The sequence below is a fragment of the Flavobacterium sp. Flavsp81 genome (genome assembly GCF_059491325.1).
The window spans coordinates 241,938-255,456 of sequence record NZ_CP168505.1; the positions used below are offsets into that span (position 1 = coordinate 241,938).

At 33.3% G+C, this 13,519-nt stretch carries 16 protein-coding genes and 1 pseudogene; 10 read left to right on the top strand and 7 right to left on the bottom strand.

What is annotated here, in order from left to right; translation table 11 throughout:
- Positions 1–59: 59 nt before the first annotated feature.
- A complete protein-coding gene (capA, locus tag ACEN92_RS01035) occupies positions 60–1,100 on the top strand; it encodes a cysteate synthase (protein ID WP_495640516.1) in 1,041 nt (346 codons plus the stop codon).
- Positions 1,101–1,203: 103 nt separating this feature from the next.
- On the opposite strand, the gene ACEN92_RS01040 is transcribed toward capA, so the two are convergent.
- The 3 genes from ACEN92_RS01040 to ACEN92_RS01050 all read right to left on the bottom strand — a co-directional run bounded on the left by ACEN92_RS01040 (position 1,204) and on the right by ACEN92_RS01050 (position 3,691).
- Positions 1,204–1,854 carry a response regulator transcription factor gene (locus tag ACEN92_RS01040; protein ID WP_495640517.1) on the bottom strand — a complete coding sequence of 217 codons (651 nt, stop codon included), beginning with the start codon at positions 1,852–1,854 and terminating at the stop codon, positions 1,204–1,206.
- A complete protein-coding gene (locus tag ACEN92_RS01045) occupies positions 1,844–2,503 on the bottom strand; it encodes a sensor histidine kinase (RefSeq protein ID WP_495640518.1) in 660 nt (219 codons plus the stop codon). The genes ACEN92_RS01040 and ACEN92_RS01045 overlap by 11 nt, the downstream gene beginning before the upstream one ends.
- A 753-nt stretch (positions 2,504–3,256) precedes the next feature.
- Positions 3,257–3,691, bottom strand: a complete 435-nt coding sequence (locus tag ACEN92_RS01050; RefSeq protein WP_495640519.1) for a hypothetical protein — start codon at positions 3,689–3,691, stop codon at positions 3,257–3,259.
- A 262-nt stretch (positions 3,692–3,953) separates the two neighbouring features.
- Between ACEN92_RS01050 and ACEN92_RS01055 the strand changes: the two genes are divergently transcribed.
- From ACEN92_RS01055 to ACEN92_RS01085, 7 genes are all read left to right on the top strand, one after another.
- Positions 3,954–4,823 (top strand): hypothetical protein, encoded by an 870-nt coding sequence (locus ACEN92_RS01055; protein WP_495640520.1) that lies wholly within the window; start codon positions 3,954–3,956, stop codon positions 4,821–4,823.
- 18 nt (positions 4,824–4,841) lie between these two features.
- Positions 4,842–5,246 carry a hypothetical protein gene (locus ACEN92_RS01060; protein WP_495640521.1) on the top strand — a complete coding sequence of 135 codons (405 nt, stop codon included), beginning with the start codon at positions 4,842–4,844 and terminating at the stop codon, positions 5,244–5,246.
- 18 nt (positions 5,247–5,264) lie between these two features.
- Complete coding sequence (locus tag ACEN92_RS01065; protein ID WP_495640522.1) at positions 5,265–5,954, top strand: hypothetical protein; 690 nt, start codon at positions 5,265–5,267, stop codon at positions 5,952–5,954.
- A gap of 61 nt (positions 5,955–6,015) precedes the next feature.
- Complete coding sequence (locus ACEN92_RS01070) at positions 6,016–6,618, top strand: hypothetical protein (protein WP_495640523.1); 603 nt, start codon at positions 6,016–6,018, stop codon at positions 6,616–6,618.
- The gene (locus ACEN92_RS01075; protein ID WP_495640524.1) at positions 6,615–7,076 is read left to right on the top strand and encodes a hypothetical protein; all 462 of its coding nucleotides are present in this window, start codon (positions 6,615–6,617) and stop codon (positions 7,074–7,076) included. The genes ACEN92_RS01070 and ACEN92_RS01075 overlap by 4 nt, the downstream gene beginning before the upstream one ends.
- A gap of 10 nt (positions 7,077–7,086) precedes the next feature.
- Positions 7,087–8,760 carry a S8 family serine peptidase gene (locus tag ACEN92_RS01080; RefSeq protein WP_495640525.1) on the top strand — a complete coding sequence of 558 codons (1,674 nt, stop codon included), beginning with the start codon at positions 7,087–7,089 and terminating at the stop codon, positions 8,758–8,760.
- 10 nt (positions 8,761–8,770) lie between these two features.
- A complete protein-coding gene (locus ACEN92_RS01085) occupies positions 8,771–10,003 on the top strand; it encodes a peptidoglycan-binding domain-containing protein (protein WP_495640526.1) in 1,233 nt (410 codons plus the stop codon).
- Positions 10,004–10,080: 77 nt separating this feature from the next.
- Here ACEN92_RS01085 and ACEN92_RS01090 read toward each other — a convergent pair.
- The 4 genes and pseudogenes from ACEN92_RS01090 to ACEN92_RS01105 form a co-directional block, all read right to left on the bottom strand.
- Positions 10,081–10,467 (bottom strand): annotated as a pseudogene (locus tag ACEN92_RS01090) (TlpA family protein disulfide reductase); the annotation flags it as partial.
- 18 nt (positions 10,468–10,485) lie between these two features.
- The gene (locus ACEN92_RS01095) at positions 10,486–11,247 is read right to left on the bottom strand and encodes a DUF4369 domain-containing protein (protein WP_495640527.1); all 762 of its coding nucleotides are present in this window, start codon (positions 11,245–11,247) and stop codon (positions 10,486–10,488) included.
- Positions 11,248–11,506: 259 nt separating this feature from the next.
- Positions 11,507–11,947, bottom strand: a complete 441-nt coding sequence (locus ACEN92_RS01100) for a KTSC domain-containing protein (RefSeq protein WP_495640528.1) — start codon at positions 11,945–11,947, stop codon at positions 11,507–11,509.
- A 278-nt stretch (positions 11,948–12,225) separates the two neighbouring features.
- Positions 12,226–12,480 (bottom strand): hypothetical protein, encoded by a 255-nt coding sequence (locus ACEN92_RS01105; RefSeq protein ID WP_495640529.1) that lies wholly within the window; start codon positions 12,478–12,480, stop codon positions 12,226–12,228.
- 291 nt (positions 12,481–12,771) lie between these two features.
- Between ACEN92_RS01105 and ACEN92_RS01110 the strand changes: the two genes are divergently transcribed.
- Both ACEN92_RS01110 and ACEN92_RS01115 read left to right on the top strand, forming a co-directional pair.
- Positions 12,772–13,311 (top strand): hypothetical protein, encoded by a 540-nt coding sequence (locus ACEN92_RS01110; RefSeq protein ID WP_495640530.1) that lies wholly within the window; start codon positions 12,772–12,774, stop codon positions 13,309–13,311.
- Entirely contained in the window at positions 13,311–13,457 is a 147-nt protein-coding gene (locus tag ACEN92_RS01115; protein WP_007806803.1) for a hypothetical protein, read from the top strand. The genes ACEN92_RS01110 and ACEN92_RS01115 overlap by 1 nt, the downstream gene beginning before the upstream one ends.
- Positions 13,458–13,519: the final 62 nt, after the last annotated feature.

The following is a 13,519-nucleotide window of genomic DNA, read 5'->3' on the forward strand; positions in this document are numbered from 1 at the left end:
TTGTTAAATTTGCAACCTATCGAGGTTATTTAAAAATACCTTTGATTAACTATTTTTTTATGAAAGAAGAAATAAATGCTTATAATAATGTTTTAGAATTAATAGGTAACACCCCGCTTATTAAACTAAATAAAGTCACCGAAGGGTTAGAAGGAAATTTCTACGCAAAGGTAGAAGCTTTTAATCCGGGACATTCGTCAAAAGATAGGATAGCATTATATATCATTGAAGAAGCAGAGAAGAAAGGAATTTTATCTCCAGGTGATACCATAATTGAAACAACTTCCGGAAATACAGGTTTTAGTTTAGCTATGGTAAGCATTATAAAAGGCTACAACTGTATTTTGGCAGTAAGCTCAAAATCATCCAAAGATAAGATTGACATGTTGAGGAGCTTAGGAGCGAAAGTATATGTTTGTCCGGCTCACGTTTCTGCAGACGACGAAAGATCTTATTATAACGTAGCAAAACGTTTACACGAAGAGACTAAAGGTTCTGTTTACATAAATCAATATTTTAATCAGTTAAATATTGATGCTCATTACAATACCACCGGCCCTGAAATCTGGGCACAAACAAAAGGTCAGATTACACATCTTGTTGCTTGCAGTGGTACAGGAGGAACAATCTCCGGAACTGCAAAATTCTTAAAAGAACAAAATCCAAATATTAGAATACTAGGTGTAGATGCTTTTGGATCAGTATTGAAAAAATACCATGAAACAAAAGAGTTCGACAATAAAGAAATATACCCGTACCGTATTGAAGGTTTAGGAAAAAACCTTATTCCATCAGCTACAGATTTTGATATTATCGATAAATTCATCAAGGTAACTGATGAAGAAAGTGCACATACAGCCAGAGAAATTACCAGAAAAGAAGGTTTATTTGTAGGATATACTTCGGGAGCAGTAATGCAGGCAATTAAGCAGTATGCTGAAGAAGGAGAATTTACTAAAGACAGTAATATTATTGCTATTTTTCCAGATCACGGATCTCGTTATATGAGCAAAGTATTTAGTGATGACTGGATGAACGAACAAGGATTCTTTGATAGTGTTAATGAAGAAGAAGTTCAAAAAATTGAATTTGTAAAGTAATAAAGAGTTAAAAAAAGAAATACTCTTTATAAATATATAATAAACCTGCCTGAGAAATTGAGCAGGTTTTTTTATGCCCTCCTAAAATTTGATTTAGAAGATATTATACTAAGACAATTTTATGCTTAATGGCGTATAAAACCAATCCAATTCGGGTTTTAATTTCCAGTTTATCAAATAAACATTCCCGGTATCCATCTATTGTTTTTGGACTTAAACACATTTCTGAAGCAATCTCTTTGTATGTTTTTTCGGTACAGGCGTGTTTTATAAAAACGATTTCTTTTTCTTTTAAATTGATTTTTTTAGAATCATCATTGACTTTTTTGACCAGCATTCCCGAAACTAATTCCGTAAAATAAAAGCCTTTTTCAATTACAGAAATAATAGCTTCTTTAAATATATCCGGCGAAGTATCTTTCAACAAATAACCTTTTGCGCCGTTAGTGATCATCTTTATAATAATTTCTTCGTCATCATTGAGTGAAAGGGCAATCACTTTTAAATTAGGCCTGTTTTCTTTGATCCATTTCATTGTGCTTACGCCATCTAAAACAGGCATGTTGACATCTAATAAAATTAAGTCGACTTCTGTATCGACGTTTTCTTGTAAATACGAAATGAATACTTTGCCATTCTCAAAATGATTGATCACTTCAAAATCTTTAAAACTGTTGATTAAAAGTTCGAGTGATTGTGAAAAAAGCTGATGATCATCAACAATAATAATTTTGCTTTTAGTGTTAGATTTCATTGGTTTTGATTAAAGGGTAATCTAAAGTTACGGTTGTTCCTGATGAATCTGATTCCATTATTAAGACTGCTCCAATTAACTTGGCTCTTAATTTCATGTTGTTTAAACCTAATCCGGAATTTATCTGACTTGTATCATAACCAATTCCGAAATCTTTTATTTTTAATCGAAAAACGGCATCAGTTGTATTAATACTCACTTCAAATAAATCACTGTGAGAGTGTTTAAGGCTGTTATGCACAGCTTCCTGAAAAATTCGATAAATAAATAAATCATGTTCCTGACTAATCTGGGGTATTTCTCCCGTAAGATTATAATTGTATTGAATGTTTTTTAGTTTTTTTATACGCTCAAGATCTTGTTTTATGGCTTCGATAAAATTACTATGCAATAAATTATCCTTATTAATGATTCGGGATAAAATCCGGATCTCATCCAGTGATTTGGCTAATATTCCTTTAAGATCATTCAGTTCATTTGCCTGAATTGGTTGTCCGTTATCCAGATAGATATTGAGCTGCATAATACCAACAGAAACTATCTGGCCGATATTGTCATGGAGTTCCTTACTGATTTCGCTTAGGGTCTGATCTTTAATTTCAATTCTGGTTTTAATTAATTCAGATTGAAAATAGAGTTCTGATTCCATTTTTTCAACCAAATAATTGTTTTTCTTTTTCAAAAAATAAAAGAATATAACAAGCAGAATAACAAGTAAAGTTAAAAAAACAATACTTAACGAAATGACTAATAATTGTATTTCTTTTCGCTCCATAAGAATCCAATAATATAGCAGCTGTGAGCCAGGAGATTTAAAATAAACACTACCAAACTAAAAACAGATTCGTCGTGTTTGATCAAAAACCAGTTTAAAGCAAGCATGAAGGGCACAAAAGGTACATGAAAGACTAATATTCCCAATATGTACCAAAAAAAGACTGATCTTTTAAAATTTAATATTTTGTCTGAATTAAAAATTTCTACCAAATATAAACAGGATAGTATCATAATTAACAGTACCCCAATGGCAAAACTATATGTATAAGAACGATTTGAGTCTTCTTTGAAATATAAAATATTCATAAAAAAGGATATTATAAACAGTAGCAAAAAAAGAATTGCTATTATTTTATAATTTGTTTTTAATAAAAGACTCCTTAAAAGTAAGATATAGGCACAAAAACTGACCAGCATATAAAAATTAAACACATAATAATTTAGTATGCCTGTCCATGCGGTAAAATAATATCCGACTTTTTCTATTATGACAGAAAACCAAATCAAAATTACTAAAAATTTAGCTTTATTGACAGGAAGTTTATGCCATGAAATCAACCCGATAATTCCGGAAAATAAAGCTAAATAGACAATATAAAATCGTAAAAATTCAAACATAATTTTTTTAGTATATTAAACTAGGCGGTTTTCCAATACTTCCATAGTTCATTGGTTCGATGCTTGATATATCTGGATTCTCCATTTCCTGAACTAAAGCAAAAGTCTGCACGTCCGCTGTTTTGGTTGTTTTGATCTTTTTTCCGGTCGCTGTTAAAAAAATGGTCATCAAGCCTGCTTTTTCTTCATATTTTCTCTCATCAGGATATACTCCAAAGTAAAAACGGATTCCGTTTACATCATATCCTTTTTTCTCGCCTTTAGTCTTGATATAATGAATATAATTTTCGAGCTCCTCTAAAGAAAACCAAACAGCATTTGAATCCTCTTTGTTAATGTATTTAGCAATTATGCGGGCCCGATATTTCATAAAGTTCAAATGTAATTCCCTCGCGAATTTTTTTGTAATTAATTGAGTTGGTCTTCCAGATTCTCTTTCCATAATTATTTTAATAGGTTAATTGATTATTAAATAGTGTTTTAAATAAAATGTTTTATGCAAAATTATTTTTAATTCCTACAACTGACAAGGGGAAATACACCCTTTTTTGTAGGGCAAATTTATTTAAAAATTTGGGCTAAAACACTGTTTTGTAAGAAAATTAAATGAAACAATTTTACATCGTTCATTTTTGTGCACAAAATGGGCAGGCGAAATCTGAAAAGCCTATAAAAGAGTAAGAGCTAATTATAATACTAAAATTATGAGTTTATATCACGAAGTTTTTCAGGGAGAATCATTCAGCGAAGACAATTATTTTGAGGCTGTACGATATGTTTTAGGGCCGGAATATGCTAATTTAAACGAAAGCGAATTAGAAGATGTCCTTTTATCACGAGTAGATCAAATGTCTGAAAGTGAAGCAGAAGGATTTTGGTCCAGTTTAGGAAATGTAGCCAGCAGTATTGGTTCAGGGGTTTTACGCGGTGTTGCAGCCGTTGCTCCAATTGCAGGAACTGCTATAGGTACTTATTTCGGGGCACCTCAGATTGGTGGAGCTTTGGGTGGCCTGGTTAGTAATTTGGCAGGAGCCGGAAGTACTGCGTTAGACAATAGCCGTCAGTCACAACCACAACGCAGACCTGCACCTCAGCAGCAACGCAGACCTGCTAATAACAACAATTACAGACGCAGACCGGCACCTTCACAAGTTGGCCAGACCTGGAGTAATACCACTCGTTATTTGGCCGATGCGGGGAGAGCTGCTATTCCGGCAATTCAGCAATATGTACAGGACAATCCGGTACAATTGCGCCCGCAGGCAGCACAGGATATCAGCAGAGTACAAGGTTTATACAATCAGTTGGGTGGAATTATTAATAATCCGCAATTTCAGGCAGGACAGGCTCAGCAAAGTTTAGGAACTGCAAGTCCAAATTCGCCAATTGAAAGCCACTCTTTTGCAGAATTGATAGAGAGTGTCAATTATTTGACCGAAAACATTTTATATGAGTATTACAACGGAGGATTAATCCCGACTGAAGATTACTATATTGATCAATATGGTCAGTTTGTTGGCACAAATACTCCTAACAGAATCAATAGACTTGAAAATTCTATTGCAAGTTTATAAAACCTAAAAGTTATACTAATGGATGCTTATTTAGAATATTTGAAAGAACACAATCCTGAAATGGCTAAATATTTTGAGCTCATGCAACCCATGATGGAAAAAAAAGAACCTGAAGTGGAAAAAGAAATTCCAAAAATTGACTTAGAACTTGAGGAAAGAATCAGGAAACTAAAAAAAATCAATCATAAACTTTTTACCATTATCGAAGGGTTGAAATTTCAATTGGAATTTGAATTAAATCAAAATGATGATTTAGCAAAAGCTATGGGTGCGTGTACCGAGTGTTTTGGCGAGAACAGTGATTGCTCCGAATGTTTCGGAACGGGAAAACCAGGCAACAGTATTCCGGATTTTATTCTTTTCAATAAATATATTCAACCCGCAATCCAGAAATATAACAAACATTATTTCAATAAAAATTAACCATTAATATTTAAAATTATGAATTATTTCGAAAGTTATTTAGATGAAGATTTATTAAATGAAGATTATTTCAACGAAGATCTTTTAGGTGAAGATTTACTGGAAAGTTATGACGAAAGTTATGATGAGGCCGTAAAAAAAAGACCTTCCATAAAAGGGATCAGACCTAACGTAAGTGCAGCGGTGAAACAAAGATCTAATTTTGGAAAAGCCTTAAGCGGAAGAGCTAATGATTATGCTACAAAAAGCGAATTGAAAAAATCATTAGATGCTATTTCAAACCAGGTAAATGAGCTGAAGAAAACCTCATTAGCAACCAATAAAACGTTGGTTGCATTAGATCAAAAGCATACAGAGCTTGCAAAGTTAGATGCCCGTAAAGGCGAAAATCAAACTAAGGTCCTGAAAAATATGCAAATGATGAATATGATGGGATCGTTATTGAACCAGCCAAAATTAGTTCCGGAAAATCTTAAGGTTATAGATGATAAGATCAGTGTTGTCGAGGGTAAAAACCCAATCTATGTTGACCAGACGATGTCTTTATTATTACCAATGATGACTACTATGGGCGATTCAGGTTCCGGAAAATCGGACAATAATATGATGTTGCCAATGGTATTGATGATGTCTCAACAAAATCAAGGTAATACAGGCAATAATAATATGATGCTGCCACTTGTCATGATGATGATGATGAATAAGTAAATGTAAAAAGGGCAGTTGATACCCAATTGCCCTTTTATTTCTAACCATTAAATTATAAAAGATGAATCCATTCAATATATTAATCAATTATATAATAGCAAACAGCAGAGCGAGCTTCTACAATGTTTCAGGAAACCAGGAAATAACCAATACGGCACTTTTAACAGGTATGGTTTCTGAAAATCCGCTGATGAGTTATTTAATTATCGATAACAAAGCCAAAATAGAAGGAGAGAAATTTAGTGCAGCCGTGACTGCAACAGCTCCGGCACCGTCTAACACCACAGGATTACCGGCGCCTCCTGTTGTAACCCCTCCTGCAGGAACAAGTACATCAACTACACCATCAGGAACAAATCAATCGACAGAAGTTGTAACATTGGAAGCTGTAAAAAATGAAATTACAGCTAATAACACCATTTTGCGTGATGAAATAACTAAAAAACTGGAAATCAATAAAGAGGAATTAAATAAGTCTATCACAGAAAAATTAGATGCTAAAATTGCTTTTCTGGAAAAGAGCAATGCTGTAATAAATGAATCTATTCTTGAAATCAAAGAGAAACTGGATGAAATTGCTAAAGCAAATCAGGCTCCGGATACTTCGGTGGGAACCAAGGATATTTCTAACCAAAAAACGGCAGTTAAAAATAATCCGAAATGAAAACGGCAGCCTCTAATCAGGAAACCATCGTTTTAGACAGAATTGAAAAAACTACCAGCGCGATTCTGAAAAAAATCAATTGTATTCGCCCGAGTTTTTTATCGGGTAATCTGAAATTTTCAAAAAAAGCAGAGGAAGAAAAAAATCTTTTGTTTAAAGAATTAATTCCGAAAAGGATTTTTTCAATTGATAAAACAATCGAATTGTTTATCAAGGTATTAGAAGATGTTAATTTTCCGAAACTGGACCAAATTGAGCAGGATTTTATTTTAGGATTAAAAAAAGTTGATCTTAAAAATAGCCAATATGTTAATGAAATCAACAATTTTGTTACGCAGGAAAACGAAATAAATGTAGTTTTCTTTTCTCTGGTAGAAGAAAATCTCTATTTCACCTATCTCAATTCTGAATTGTATGACATTAAATACAAGTTAGACCAAATGCGTCTGCAACCTTAAAAACATACTTATGGATCCAAGACTCAAAATTATATTATACGGTAATCCCGACGAAGAATTATCGTTGCTAATGCGTTTAGAAAAAGAAAAAGAGTATCCGGATCATTGCAAAATCATTTCAGAATTTGGGAAAATTGTGAGTATCCAAACGCAGCGGCGTTATTTATGCTCTATTTACAACAGCAAAAAAGTAAAAAGTCTAAAAGCACCCAGTGTGATTCCTGTAAATGATGGAGTTGAGCTTAATCCTGAAACCCAGGTTTTAGATAAAAAAAATGAAGTTTTAAACGATACTGTTTCGAATGTGGTTTTTGGAATTATTGATTTTGGGTTCGATTTTAGCCATCCCGATTTTATTAATAACGGAAAAACACGTTTTGAAAAAATTTGGGTGCAATCTGACCGATATGATGGTAATGAATTTGGATATGGAAGGATAATTAGTCAGGCACAGATCAATGAAGCTTTATTAGATGAGTTTCCGTTTAAGAAACTGGGTTATCATCCGGGAAAATCGGATTTATTTGGTAATGGTACGCATGGAACTCATGTGCTGGGAATTGCCTGTGGTAATGGCGCTGTTGCACCCAAAAGTTTTGCACCAAATGCTTCAATTATAGCTGTTGATATGGGAACCAATTACGTGAACGGATCTAATCTGTCGCTGGGCGATTCGGTAAAAGGATGTGATGGCTTATATTTTATTACAAAACAAGCTGGTGAAAGACCCCTTGTAATAAACATGAGCTTGGGAGGTCACGGCGATCATCATTTGGGAGTAACTTTATTTGAACAAATTATCGACTATATTGTGACAACAAGAAAAGGGACGGCCATTGTGCAAAGTACAGGAAATTATCATCAGGCGAATGCGCATACCTATGGCGATATTAAATGGAATCAGAAAGTTAAAATTCCGTGGATGTTCAAAAAACATGATCGTACTCCAAACGAAATGGAAATTTGGTACCATGGAGATGATATTCTAAGTGTAAATATTTATGATGATAATCAAAAATTACTGCTTTCATCAACACCCTTTAAAGATGAGTTAATTGTAAAAGATGATGATGAGGTTGGAATTTGCCTACACAGATGCAACGAACCCAATACGGGTAAAAATCAAATTAATATTTTGGTTAATGGCAAACTAAATTCAAAATTCTGGACAATTGAATTGGTGGGAAGAACTGTCAAAAACGGACGATATCATTGTTACATCGAGCGCGATGACGGTGGACAATCTATATTTTTGCCTGCAATTGTCAACAAAACCCATACAACCAATTCGATTTGTAATTCAAAATACAGTATTGTTGTTGGGGCTTATAATCAAAATGATGATGCAAAGCCTATTTTGTCTTTCAGCAGTTCCGGACCAACGGCTGATGGACGTATGAAACCTGAACTTGTTGCACCCGGTTTTAAGATAAAATCATCCTGTTCGTCTTCGAGCAGAGAAAACAGGGCGTCAAACAAGTTGACTTCTAAAAGCGGAAGTAGTATGGCAGCACCCTATGTTGCTTCTTTAGTAATGAAAATTCTGGAAGAAGAACCCGATCTTGATATTATTTCAATACGGAAAAAGCTTTTTAAGGCATGTGATACAGCTTCTTTTAAAGATAACAGTTTTGAGATTTTTAGAGCCGGGCATGGCTACATTAATCCAAACAAACTAACATAAATAGATTATCATGGAAAATTTAGTTTCGAATTCCCCGGTTATAAATCATAATCCTGCTACAGCAAACGTATTAATCAACAGCGTTGGATTGAATGCTGTAAATAATGAATCTGATGTATTGCAGATCCAGAATTATCTCAAAGCATTAGGTTATCCTGTACAGACCAATGGTATTATTGCAAACAGTCAAACGGACAGCACCATTATTTCAATTTTGAATTTTCAGGCTAACAATAGAATTGTGGTTACCGGTCTGGTTAATCCAAATGATGAAACTTATAATGCACTACAGCAATTAAACAGAGCCAGTGCATCGTTGGCAGAAGGAGAAGATGAATCACTGCATCAGCCGTTTTTAACGAATTCTTTTTTATTCAGAAGAAACGCCGGAAATGCAAATACACTAAATGTAATTTTTGAGGGAGATTCCTGGCTGGATTATCCTATTCCCAGAATTTTAGATTTGTATGATACTATTACAGATCACAATCAAAGACTCAACTTAAATTGCCTGCATTTGGCTAAGTTTGGAGAAACGACTTTGCAAATGTATGCTGACAGAACGCATTTTGTACAATATGTAAGCGGTTATCGAATTGACCGAATTTATTTTAGCGGAGGCGGGAATGATGTTTTTCCACAGCTTGGCAGAATATTAAATGCGGGAGTAACAACTTTTAGTTCCGGTTTCTTTACAGATGCTGCAAAATTAAATGAACTTAGAAGTTTGCCTGCAGGAGATGGCTTGTATCAAAGATGTATTTTATATAAAAGATATTTAAATACGGCCGCTTTCGATACAGCACTTTTCAATTCGGCTAATCTCACGTCAATTTTTAATACGATTATGCGAAATTATCTTGGTTTTGGGAATATTGTCAACACCCATTGCACTCCCAACACAATATTTTATATGCATACTTATGATTATCCTTTGTTCAGGCTTGGAGTACAGCCTTCTGTCGGGGGGCTAAATTTACCTTTGGGTCCTTGGATAAAACCTGTTTTTGACCACTTAGGAATCAGTGATCCACTTTTAAGATCTTATATCATTATTCGATTATTGGATCGATTTTATGCATTATTGTGGCAAATAAAAAATCATTTTACCTATTATGGCTATCGTTTTCAAAGCCAAATTATAGATTATCGAGGTCTCTTAAATTCATCTGAGTATTGGAGAGATGAAATTCATCCGAATTCAGCTGGGGCAAGAAGATTATCGACCAGAGTTAATTTTTAAAAAGAAAACCCGACTGATATGGACCGGGTTTGTGTAAAAAAAATACTCCGGATAAAGGTCCGGAGTATTTTGTTATTCTATTTAGATAAAAGCTCAAGTATTTTTGCTTTTAATTCCGGACCTCTTAAGTCCTGAGCTACTACTTTTCCTGATGCATCAAGTATAAAGGTTGCCGGAATCGACTGAACATTGTATTGTTTTGCAATTGGTTCGTCCCAGAATTTTAAGTTTGAAACATGTGTCCAGGTTAATCCATCTTTTGCGATAGCCTCTTTCCATGCGTCAGCTTCTTTATCCAGTGAAACACCAACGATATTTAATCCTTTTGAGTGCAGTTCTTTATAAATAGCTACAACATTTGGATTTTCTTTTCGGCATGGTCCACACCATGAAGCCCAAAAATCTACAATAGTTACTTTTCCTAAACTTTGTTTCAGGGAAATTGTTTTCCCCTCAGGATTAGGAGCTGAAAAATCTGACCTTCATTTAGCGTTGCCAATAGCAGGAGCTGTAGCACCTACTGCAGGCATTTTCATTTGACCAATTTTTTCTTTAATGCTTTTTCCTGGTTTTGTATTTTTTAAAGACTCATCCAATGAATTGTAAAGAGCTTCGTTCTTTTTGAAATCAGAACTTGGATCATTAATCAAACTTTGAATAATTAAAGCAGAAATGAATGATTTTGGATGAGTTTCAGCGTAAGCGGTATATTTCTTTTTTGATTCAGTCTGAACTTCAGTCTGAATAGCCATGTATTGTTTCATTAAACTATTGATAACTGCTGTATCTTGTTTTTGTTGGGCAGCCTGCATAGTTTGAGAATTTTTTTTCTGGAAATCCATTAATTTTTTCTGAACTTTAGTAAGGTCTTCGTTGAATTTAACAAATTCTTCGTTGCTGTAAGTTCCTGAAATTTTTGATTTATGGATACTATCTTTATCCACATCAATTTTAATTTCACCAGTTTCCAGGATAAATGGAATCGGTCCTTGTAAATCTTGTATAATTAAAGTATGAAAAGCTGGTTCAGTAACTTTTCCTTTTATTTCAAATTTTCCATTTTCAACTTTTACAGTATCAAGGGCTTTAGGTGCCATGGTTGTTGGATCCTGACCTTGAAGTATAATGGTTTTCCCGTTTTCAATTCCTTTTGCAGTTCCTGTAATTAGGAATTCTCCGTCTTTAACTTTACTGCATGAAATTATCGCTACAGAAGCGGTAAGTAAAAAAAATATTTTTTTCATTATAAAAAATTAATTAGTTAATTGATTTGTGCAACAAAAGTATTTAAAAATATAAAACATCAACAATTTTGCAACTTAAAATTTTGTTATAGTTTTTTACGGCACAATTGTCTTATATATAGTAGTTTATGATGTTTTAATTGAAGAAAAAACAGTAATTATCCGATTATTCAGAATTGAATTAAATAATTAAATACTTTTTAAGCATAAAAAAAGCATTCTGAATTCAGAATGCTTTTATAAATATCAGATAATAAATCTATTCCTGATTTGTTTTTTTTCTCCAGGTAAAAGAGTTTAGAATATGTCTTTTTGCAAATCTTCCAGGAGAATCTGCATTTACCATTTTTATATAAGTAGCTTTAGGAACACTAATGTATTCGTAAACACTTCCGTTCGAGAATTCGATGATTAGACGGCCTTCAACAAATTTATAATCAGTGATTGTTGCAGTTGCGATAGTTTCAGTATATTCAGGTAAGTTTGCTTTAATCGTTTCAGGATTAATGCTTACCAAAAAGTGATAAGCTTCAATAATAGCTTTACTTTTTTCTTCTGCAGCTTTCAAACCAGCTTCATCACCTTGAAATTTATCAGGATGAGCTTCTTTCATCGCATTACGATAAATGGTTTTTAAATCTTTTAATTCTGCAGTTTTCTCTACGTTTAGTAACTTTCTGTATTCAACTATTTTTTTCATAAATAAAAGGTAACTACTTGTCTATTACTTTGAAATTGATATTAATTGTTCAAAAAGACAAATTTTTTGCAAAGGTACACTTTTTTTTAACTTTTTACTTTTGATAGAAAAAATATTCGAAAAAGTTATTTGTTAAATGTTAGAAGTTAAATGTAAGATGTAAATTTGATTGTGTTTTATAAAACGAAAAGTTCGCAAAGCTTTGTGTTATTAAGCTTTGCGAACTTTGCAGTATTTTTTTACTTGTTTCAACCTGAAACCAAGAAAACCCTGAGGCTTTATTTATTCTCCGGTTTATGATTGGCTTTATCGAAGTTTTTAGATTTTTTCGGATATTTATCATAACTGATATCGCTTGGGTTTTCGATAACCGATTTAATTGTAATCCAATCTCCAATAGTAAAGTTTGAATGCGCAATTTTATAATCTAAAAGATATTCACCACAAAAATAATTGTTGTTTTCATCTTTTTCGATGATGCCGGTATAAACTCCTTTTTGAGGCATTTTTTTTTCTTGTGAATCTTTAGACATAATTTTTTATTTTAAATTGAAGCTGCAAAGTTAATCAATATTCTGCTCAAATTTGCTTGTTAACTTACCGCAAAGATCCACAGAGATTTTACACAAAGGTTCGCAAAAGTTTTTCAATCTTCTAAATGTGAATATCTGTGATTTTTTATTACAACGTAACCACAAACTTATCATTTCGACGAAGGAGAAATCACTAAAGGGGAGCAACGAGTGTGACTTCTCCTTCGTCGAAGTGACAAAAATGAAAATAAAACATAGTAACTAAGTTCGGTAATCTCAGTATATTTGCACATGCAAAAAAACTTTAAGCCACATCCTAATTCGTTTAAAAATACTTTTTGTGTTTTTCATGAAGTACTTTCAAATGAAATTGAAGGTTTGAAAGTGCAGTTTGAGAGCAAAGCGGGAAGTACCTATTATTATACTGAAATTGGAATGTATCGTGTTTCAAATCATTGGGGGAGATTGGCTAACAGCAAATGGCGCCTGATAGCGCGTGAACCTGAAACGGAATCGAAAACTAAAATTGGTTTTGCAGCCTGGAGTGAATTTTATCCTGACAATGCAACGGAGAAATTATACTATATTGAAGCAGATTTTGAGAAAAATATGGTAACCTATCAGCATAGAAATAATCCGGAGTATGATAAAAAAGCAATTCTGAGAACCAGTTTTGACACCACAAAGCGAATTAAACAAATAAGGAATCTGCAGCAACTGACTTCATGGGCAAAACATTTTGATGAAGATATTGATGTTTTGAGAGAAAAAATTATAACTGACCTGATTTATACCGAGAAAACTTTAGACGAAATTAAAAGAGAAATATAATGGGACGCAACAACGAAAGAAATATAAAAAAGCACAACGATAAACTTCATAAAGCTCAGGACAAAGCAAAACAAGCCGTAATTGCACGCAAGGAAAAGCTAAAGGAAATTGTGAAAAAGTTTAACGAAAATAAGACTGAAGAGTAAAAAGTTTCAAATTCCAGGTTACGTTACGCAACCTGAAACCTGAAACCTGAACAAAAAATAAC

What these genes read in the sequence shown, in the direction of transcription:
- capA (WP_495640516.1), top strand. Translation starts at nt 60, where the DNA reads ATGAAAGAAGAAATAAATGCTTATAATAATGTTTTAGAATTAATAGGT.
- ACEN92_RS01040 (WP_495640517.1), bottom strand. Translation starts at nt 1,854, where the DNA reads ATGAAATCTAACACTAAAAGCAAAATTATTATTGTTGATGATCATCAG.
- ACEN92_RS01045 (WP_495640518.1), bottom strand. Translation starts at nt 2,503, where the DNA reads ATGGAATCAGAACTCTATTTTCAATCTGAATTAATTAAAACCAGAATT.
- ACEN92_RS01050 (WP_495640519.1), bottom strand. Translation starts at nt 3,691, where the DNA reads ATGGAAAGAGAATCTGGAAGACCAACTCAATTAATTACAAAAAAATTC.
- ACEN92_RS01055 (WP_495640520.1), top strand. Translation starts at nt 3,954, where the DNA reads ATGAGTTTATATCACGAAGTTTTTCAGGGAGAATCATTCAGCGAAGAC.
- ACEN92_RS01060 (WP_495640521.1), top strand. Translation starts at nt 4,842, where the DNA reads ATGGATGCTTATTTAGAATATTTGAAAGAACACAATCCTGAAATGGCT.
- ACEN92_RS01065 (WP_495640522.1), top strand. Translation starts at nt 5,265, where the DNA reads ATGAATTATTTCGAAAGTTATTTAGATGAAGATTTATTAAATGAAGAT.
- ACEN92_RS01070 (WP_495640523.1), top strand. Translation starts at nt 6,016, where the DNA reads ATGAATCCATTCAATATATTAATCAATTATATAATAGCAAACAGCAGA.
- ACEN92_RS01075 (WP_495640524.1), top strand. Translation starts at nt 6,615, where the DNA reads ATGAAAACGGCAGCCTCTAATCAGGAAACCATCGTTTTAGACAGAATT.
- ACEN92_RS01080 (WP_495640525.1), top strand. Translation starts at nt 7,087, where the DNA reads ATGGATCCAAGACTCAAAATTATATTATACGGTAATCCCGACGAAGAA.
- ACEN92_RS01085 (WP_495640526.1), top strand. Translation starts at nt 8,771, where the DNA reads ATGGAAAATTTAGTTTCGAATTCCCCGGTTATAAATCATAATCCTGCT.
- ACEN92_RS01095 (WP_495640527.1), bottom strand. Translation starts at nt 11,247, where the DNA reads ATGAAAAAAATATTTTTTTTACTTACCGCTTCTGTAGCGATAATTTCA.
- ACEN92_RS01100 (WP_495640528.1), bottom strand. Translation starts at nt 11,947, where the DNA reads ATGAAAAAAATAGTTGAATACAGAAAGTTACTAAACGTAGAGAAAACT.
- ACEN92_RS01105 (WP_495640529.1), bottom strand. Translation starts at nt 12,480, where the DNA reads ATGTCTAAAGATTCACAAGAAAAAAAAATGCCTCAAAAAGGAGTTTAT.
- ACEN92_RS01110 (WP_495640530.1), top strand. Translation starts at nt 12,772, where the DNA reads ATGCAAAAAAACTTTAAGCCACATCCTAATTCGTTTAAAAATACTTTT.
- ACEN92_RS01115 (WP_007806803.1), top strand. Translation starts at nt 13,311, where the DNA reads ATGGGACGCAACAACGAAAGAAATATAAAAAAGCACAACGATAAACTT.